4 protein-coding genes and 1 pseudogene are annotated in these 6,143 nt (G+C 73.7%); 4 read left to right on the plus strand and 1 reads right to left on the minus strand.

Annotation, left to right across the window (positions count from 1 at the left end):
- Positions 1-5: 5 nt before the first annotated feature.
- Genes ABZ624_RS22900 through ABZ624_RS22910 form a run of 3 tightly spaced genes read left to right on the plus strand, consistent with a single transcriptional unit; the run spans position 6 to position 3,543 of the window.
- A complete protein-coding gene (locus ABZ624_RS22900; RefSeq protein WP_360091815.1) occupies positions 6-1,364 on the plus strand; it encodes a glutamine synthetase family protein in 1,359 nt (452 codons plus the stop codon).
- 11 nt (positions 1,365-1,375) lie between these two features.
- Complete coding sequence (locus tag ABZ624_RS22905; RefSeq protein ID WP_360091818.1) at positions 1,376-2,764, plus strand: aldehyde dehydrogenase family protein; 1,389 nt, start codon at positions 1,376-1,378, stop codon at positions 2,762-2,764.
- Positions 2,761-3,543, plus strand: a complete 783-nt coding sequence (locus tag ABZ624_RS22910; RefSeq protein ID WP_360091821.1) for a 3-oxoacyl-ACP reductase — start codon at positions 2,761-2,763, stop codon at positions 3,541-3,543. The genes ABZ624_RS22905 and ABZ624_RS22910 overlap by 4 nt, the downstream gene beginning before the upstream one ends.
- Before the next feature lie 6 nt (positions 3,544-3,549).
- Here the strand turns inward: ABZ624_RS22910 and ABZ624_RS22915 are convergent, their stop codons facing one another.
- Complete coding sequence (locus tag ABZ624_RS22915) at positions 3,550-4,752, minus strand: amino acid deaminase/aldolase (protein WP_360091824.1); 1,203 nt, start codon at positions 4,750-4,752, stop codon at positions 3,550-3,552.
- Positions 4,753-5,811: 1,059 nt separating this feature from the next.
- Here ABZ624_RS22915 and ABZ624_RS22920 point away from each other — a divergent pair.
- Positions 5,812-6,143: pseudogene (locus ABZ624_RS22920) on the plus strand (hypothetical protein); the annotation flags it as partial.

Below are 6,143 nucleotides of genomic sequence, written 5' to 3' on the forward strand. Positions count from 1 at the left end.
CTCCCGTGGCAGACCGCACACCCCCGCTCAGCGTCGAGGAACTGCACGCCCTCGTCGCGAGCGGTGAGATCGACACTGTCGTCCTGGCCTTCCCCGATATGCAAGGGCGCCTCCAGGGCAAGCGGTTCGCCGCCCGCTTCTTCCTCGACGAGGTACTGCGCCACGGCACCGAGGGCTGCAACTACCTCCTCGCCGTCGACACGGAGATGAACACCGTCGACGGATACGCGATGTCCTCCTGGGACCGCGGCTACGGCGACTTCGCCATGCAGCCCGACCTCGCCACCCTGCGCCGCATCCCCTGGCACCCCGGCACCGCCCTGCTCGTCGCGGACCTCGCCTGGAACGACGGCTCCCCGGTGGTCGCCGCGCCCCGCCAGATCCTGCGCCGCCAGCTGGAGCGGCTCGCCGAGCTCGGCTACACCGCCCAGGCCGGCACCGAGCTGGAGTTCATCGTCTTCAAGGACAGCTACGAACAGGCCTGGGACGCGGGCTACCGGGGGCTCACCCCCGCCAACCAGTACAACATCGACTACTCCATCCTCGGCACCGGCCGCATCGAGCCCCTGCTGCGCCGCCTGCGCAACGACATGGCCGGCGCCGGCCTCACCGTCGAGTCCGCCAAGGGCGAGTGCAACCCCGGCCAGCACGAGATCGCCTTCCGCTACGACGAGGCCCTGGTCACCTGCGACCAGCACGCGCTGTACAAGACCGGCGCCAAGGAGATCGCCGCCCAGGAGGGCGTCTCGATCACCTTCATGGCCAAGTACAACGAGCGCGAGGGCAACTCCTGTCACATCCATCTCTCGCTCGCCGACGCCGACGGCAACAACGCCATGGCGGAGGGCGACGGAATGTCCGACGTCATGCGGCACTTCCTCGCCGGACAGCTGGCCGCCCTGCGCGACTTCTCGCTCCTCTACGCGCCCAACATCAACTCCTACAAGCGGTTCCAGCCCGGCTCCTTCGCCCCCACCGCCGTCGCCTGGGGCCACGACAACCGCACCTGCGCCCTGCGAGTGGTCGGCCACGGCCGCTCCCTGCGCTTCGAGAACCGCCTCCCCGGCGGGGACGTCAACCCCTACCTCGCCGTCGCGGGGCTGGTCGCGGCCGGCCTGTACGGCATCGAGCAGAAACTCGAACTCCCCGAACCCTGCCCGGGCAACGCCTACGCCGCCGGCTTCGAGCACGTCCCGACCACCCTCCGCGAGGCCGCCGAACTCTGGGAGAACAGCCCCCTGGCCAAGGCCGCCTTCGGCGACGAGGTCGTGGCCCACTACCGCAACATGGCGCGCGTCGAACTGGACGCCTTCGACGCCGCGGTCACCGACTGGGAGCTGCGCCGCTCCTTCGAACGCCTGTGAAAGGTCACCACGTGTCCGACCCGCACGAGCTCGTCGTCCTCAACCCCGCGACAGAAGAGGTCCTCGCCACCGTTCCCGCCGCGAGCGAGGAGGACGTGGCCGCCGCCGTCGTACGGGCCACGCGCGCCCAGACCGGCTGGGCCGCCCTGGCCCCCGCCGACCGGGCCCGGCTGCTGCGCCGTTTCGCGGACGTGGTCGACGCCCACCTCGAGGAACTCGCCCAGCTGGAGGTCCGCGAGGCCGGTCACACCGTGGGCAACGCCCGCTGGGAGGCCGGCAACGCACGCGACCTGCTGCTGTACGCGGCCGGCGGCGCCGAACGCCTCCTCGGCAAGCAGATCCCGGTGCCCGGCGGCTGGAACGTCACCTTCCAGGAACCCCTCGGTGTCGTCGGCGTGATCGCGCCCTGGAACTTCCCCATGCCGATCGCCGCCTGGGGCTCCTTCCCGGCGCTCGCGGCCGGCAACGCGGTCGTCCTCAAGCCCGCCGAGACCACTCCGCTCACCGCGCTCCGCCTGGCCGGACTCGCCCTTGAGGCGGGCCTGCCCGAGCATGTCTTCCAGGTGCTGCCCGGCTACGGCCACACCGCCGGACGCGCGCTCGTGGACCACCCGGACATCGCCAAGATCGTGTTCACCGGCTCCACCCGCACCGGCCGCGAGGTCATGGAGCGCTGCGCCAGGCTGGTCAAGCCGGTCACCCTCGAACTCGGCGGCAAGAGCCCCAACGTCGTCTTCGCCGACGCCGACCTCAAGACCGCCCTCGACCCCTTCTCCTTCCTGGACAACTCCGGCCAGGACTGCTGCGCCCGCACCCGCATCCTCGTCCAGGAGACGGTGCTGGAGGAGGCCCGGGACTTCCTCGCCGACGCCCTCGCCTCCGTCGTCGTGGGCGACCCGGCCGACGAGAAGACCCAGATGGGCCCGCTGATCTCCGGTCAGCAGCTGGACCGCGTACGGTCGTACGTCCCCGCGGACGCCCCCGCCCTGCGCGGCAGCGCCCCCGACGGCCCCGGCTTCTGGTTCCCGCCGACGGTCCTGACGGGGGAGCGGCCGGACAGCCGGGCGGCCCGCGAGGAGATCTTCGGGCCCGTCGCCGTCCTCCTCCCCTTCACCGACGAGGAGGACGCGATCCGCCTCGCCAACGACACCCCCTACGGCCTCTCCGGCTCCCTCTGGACCCGGGACCTCGGCCGCGCCCTGCGCGTCTCCCAGGCCGTCCGCGCGGGCAACCTGTCCGTCAACTCACACTCCAGCGTCCGCTACTGGACCCCGTTCGGCGGCTTCAAACAGTCCGGCCTCGGCCGCGAACTCGGCCCCGACGCCCTGACCGCCTTCACCGAAACCAAGAACGTCTTCATCAGCAACGTCTCCCCCAGTACGGAGGGCCCCGCACAGTGACCGACAACAGTGTTTGCCGCCGCCTGGTCGGCCGTACCGCCGTCGTGACCGGAGCCGGCAGCGGCATCGGCCTCGCCACCGCCCGCCGGCTCGCCTCCGAAGGCGCCCACGTCGTCTGCGCGGACGTCGACGAAGTCCGCGGCAAGGCCGTCGCCGACGAGGTCGGCGGACTCTTCGTCAAGGTCGACGTCACCGACCCCGAGCAGGTCGAGGCGCTCTTCAAGACGGCGTACGACACCTACGGCAGCGTCGACGTCGCCTTCAACAACGCCGGTATCTCCCCGCCCGACGACGACTCCATCCTGGAGACCGGCCTGGAGGCCTGGAAGCGGGTCCAGGAGGTCAACCTCACCTCCGTCTACCTGTGCTGCAAGGCAGCCATCCCGTACATGCGCCGCCAGGGCAGGGGGTCCATCATCAACACCGCGTCCTTCGTGGCCCGGATGGGCGCGGCGACGTCACAGATCTCTTACACCGCCTCCAAGGGGGGCGTGCTGGCCATGTCCCGCGAGCTGGGCGTGCAGTTCGCCCGGGAGGGCATCCGGGTCAACGCCCTCTGCCCCGGGCCGGTCAACACCCCGCTCCTGCAGGAGCTGTTCGCCAAGGACCCGGAGCGGGCCGCGCGCCGGCTCGTCCACATCCCGGTCGGGCGGTTCGCCGAGGCGGAGGAGATCGCCGCCGCCGTCGCCTTCCTGGCCAGCGACGACTCCTCCTTCGTCAACGCCACCGACTTCCTGGTGGACGGCGGCATCGCGGGAGCGTACGTCACGCCCGTGTAGGAGGCGTCACAGGAAGGTGTGACCCTCACCCCGGTAGGTGGGCACGGTCGCGGTGACCGTGCCCCCCTCGATCAGATGGAGGGCGTCGAACCGCTCGCACAGCTCGCCCGCCTTCGCGTGCCGGAACCACACCTTGTCGCCGATGAGGAGGTCGTCGGCGGGCGAGCCGAGCAGCGGGGTCTGCACCTCGCCGGGGCCTTCCTGGGGGTCGTACGCCAGACCTTCCGGCAGGTACGGCACCGGAAGCCGGTCGGGGCCCGCGGCGCCGGAGGCCGGATAGCCACCGCCCAGCACGGTGACGACCCCGACCCCGGGCCGCCGTACGACGGGCTGGGCGAAAAGGGCCGCCGGACGGCCCGTGAACGACGTGTAGTTGTCGAAGAGCCGCGGCACATACAGCCCCGAACCGGCCGCTATCTCGGTCACGGCGTCCTCGGCGGCGGTGTGCTGCACACTGCCCGTGCCGCCGCCGTTGACGAACTCCAGGCCGGGGACGACGGCCCGCACGGCACGTACGACCGCCCCCCGCCGCTCGGCCAGCTCGCGGCGGGCGGCGGCCTGCATCAGCCGGATCGCCCGGGACCGCAGCGGCCGCCCGGCCACCGCGTCCCCGACCCCGGCGACATGCCCCTCGTACGCCATGATCCCCACCAGCCGGAAGCCCGGCCGCCGGGCCACCGAGCGGGCCAGCTCGGCGAGTTGGGCGGGGGAGCGCAGCGGAGAGCGCCGCGCCCCGACCCGGATACGGCCGCCCAGCAGCTTGAGCGAGGTGTCCAACTCCAGGCAGACGCGCACCACTTCACGCCCCCCGTCACGGGCGGCGTTGATGAGATCGAGGTGCGCCGGATCGTCCACCATCACGGTCACCGCACCGGCGAGCTTGGGATCGGCGGCCAGCTCCGCGAAGCCGGCCCGGTCGGCGGACGGATAGGCCAGCAGGACGTCGTCGAACCCGGAGCGCGCGAGCCACAGCGACTCGGCCAGCGTGAACGACATGATCCCATGGAAGCCGTCCCTGGCCAGGACACGCTCCAGCAGGGCACGGCAGCGCACGGACTTGCTGGCGACCCGGACCGGCTTGCCGGCAGCCCGGCGGACGAGATCGGCCGCGTTGGCGTCGAAGGCGTCCAGGTCCACGATCGCGAGAGGGGCGTCGAGATGGGCGGTGGCCCGGTCGTAACGGGCCCGGTCGGCGGCGCGCGCAGTCATGACGGAAGCCTGCCAGACGGGATTACCGCAGGGTAGGGGGACGTTCCGGGCAGATGCCCCGGCGCCCCGGACTGGTTCTGATTCTGCCCCGGACAACCCGTAGAGTGACGCGCACGTACGGCGGAACCCACCCGGCCGCTTCGCTGAACCGGGATGCTGGTCCGGCCGTACGGGTATGCGTGCCTGGAACGGAGCTTCTGCACCGGGCGCGGCCGAGCAGCGCAGCGGCCCGCGTACGTGAGGGCGGCCCGGGCACGAGGAAACGGGGGGTGCATGAGCACGGAAGCGCGCCACGCACCCATCCCCCCACGCCCCTCGACCCCACCGCGCCCGTCGACTCCGCCCGGCCGCCCGGCGGACACCGGCGCCGAGCCGCCCGCACAGGGCACGCCCGCGCACCGGCCGGTCCCCGCCCAGGCGCCGCCGCACCCCGCTGCCGCCCGCATGCCCGACACGGCATCCCCCGAGGACCCCGACGAGGAGCCGTCGGTCTTCACACCCCGCGCCCCCCGCCCGCCCGCCGGGGGTGCCCCGCGCGTCGACGGACCTTCTGCCGGCGGGCGGTCGGCGGGGGGTGGTCTGCCCGCTGCCGGGGACTTTGCGCGTGTGGGGCGGACGTCTGCGGGCGGTGGCGTGCCGGGCGACCGGGGCGCTGCCGCGGGCGCCGCGGGCAATGGCTCGGGCTTCGCCGGGCGACCGGCCGGCGGCGGCCTGCCCGCTGCCGGAGACCTCGCGCGTGACGGCTTGCCCCTCACCGGAGGCGGCCCCACGCCTGACGGCCCCATGCCTGACGGCCGGACGCCTGACGGCCGGACGCCTGACTCAGGGTTCGCGCGTCACGGTTCGGGTGCTGCCGGGCGGCCGGCGGGGGACGGCCCGCTCCCCGGTGGCGGCGTCGACGACCGGGCCTCCGCCGGCGGTACCGTGCGCGACGGCCGGCCCGCCGGCGGTGGCCCCGAGCGGGATGATCGGCCGGCCGGCGGGCGGCCCGTGCGTGAGGGGCGGCTGCCCGGTGAGGTCTCCGGGGGCCGTGCCGGTGCGCCCGGCCGCAGTCCGGTGGTGCCCGAGGTCACTGAGCCCGCGAGTCCGCCTCCCCCGCCCGCCTCGGCCCGGTTCCCCGACGCTCCGCCCCCCACGGGCCGTGACGTACCCGGCCCGGCGCCCCGGCGGCCGGGAGGGCCGGCGGAGACCTCCTCGGAGACGACCGCCCGGCTGCGACCGGTCACCGCCGCGGAGACCACGACCCGGCTCCGGCCGGTCACCGGGTCCCCCGAGCCCCGGAGTGCCCGCGCCGCGTCCGTGCCTGCCGCCCCGGAGCGAAGCTCCGCCGGCGCGCCCGTACCTGCCGGGCGCGGTGGTGAGCGCCGCAGCGCCGCCGCATCCGCCCCTCG

It is taken from the genome of Streptomyces sp. NPDC007205, assembly GCF_040634095.1.
GTDB lineage: Bacteria > Actinomycetota > Actinomycetes > Streptomycetales > Streptomycetaceae > Streptomyces.

Coding starts and splice junctions, on each gene's coding strand:
- ABZ624_RS22915 (WP_360091824.1), bottom strand. CDS start 4,752: ATGACTGCGCGCGCCGCCGACCGGGCCCGTTACGACCGGGCCACCGCC.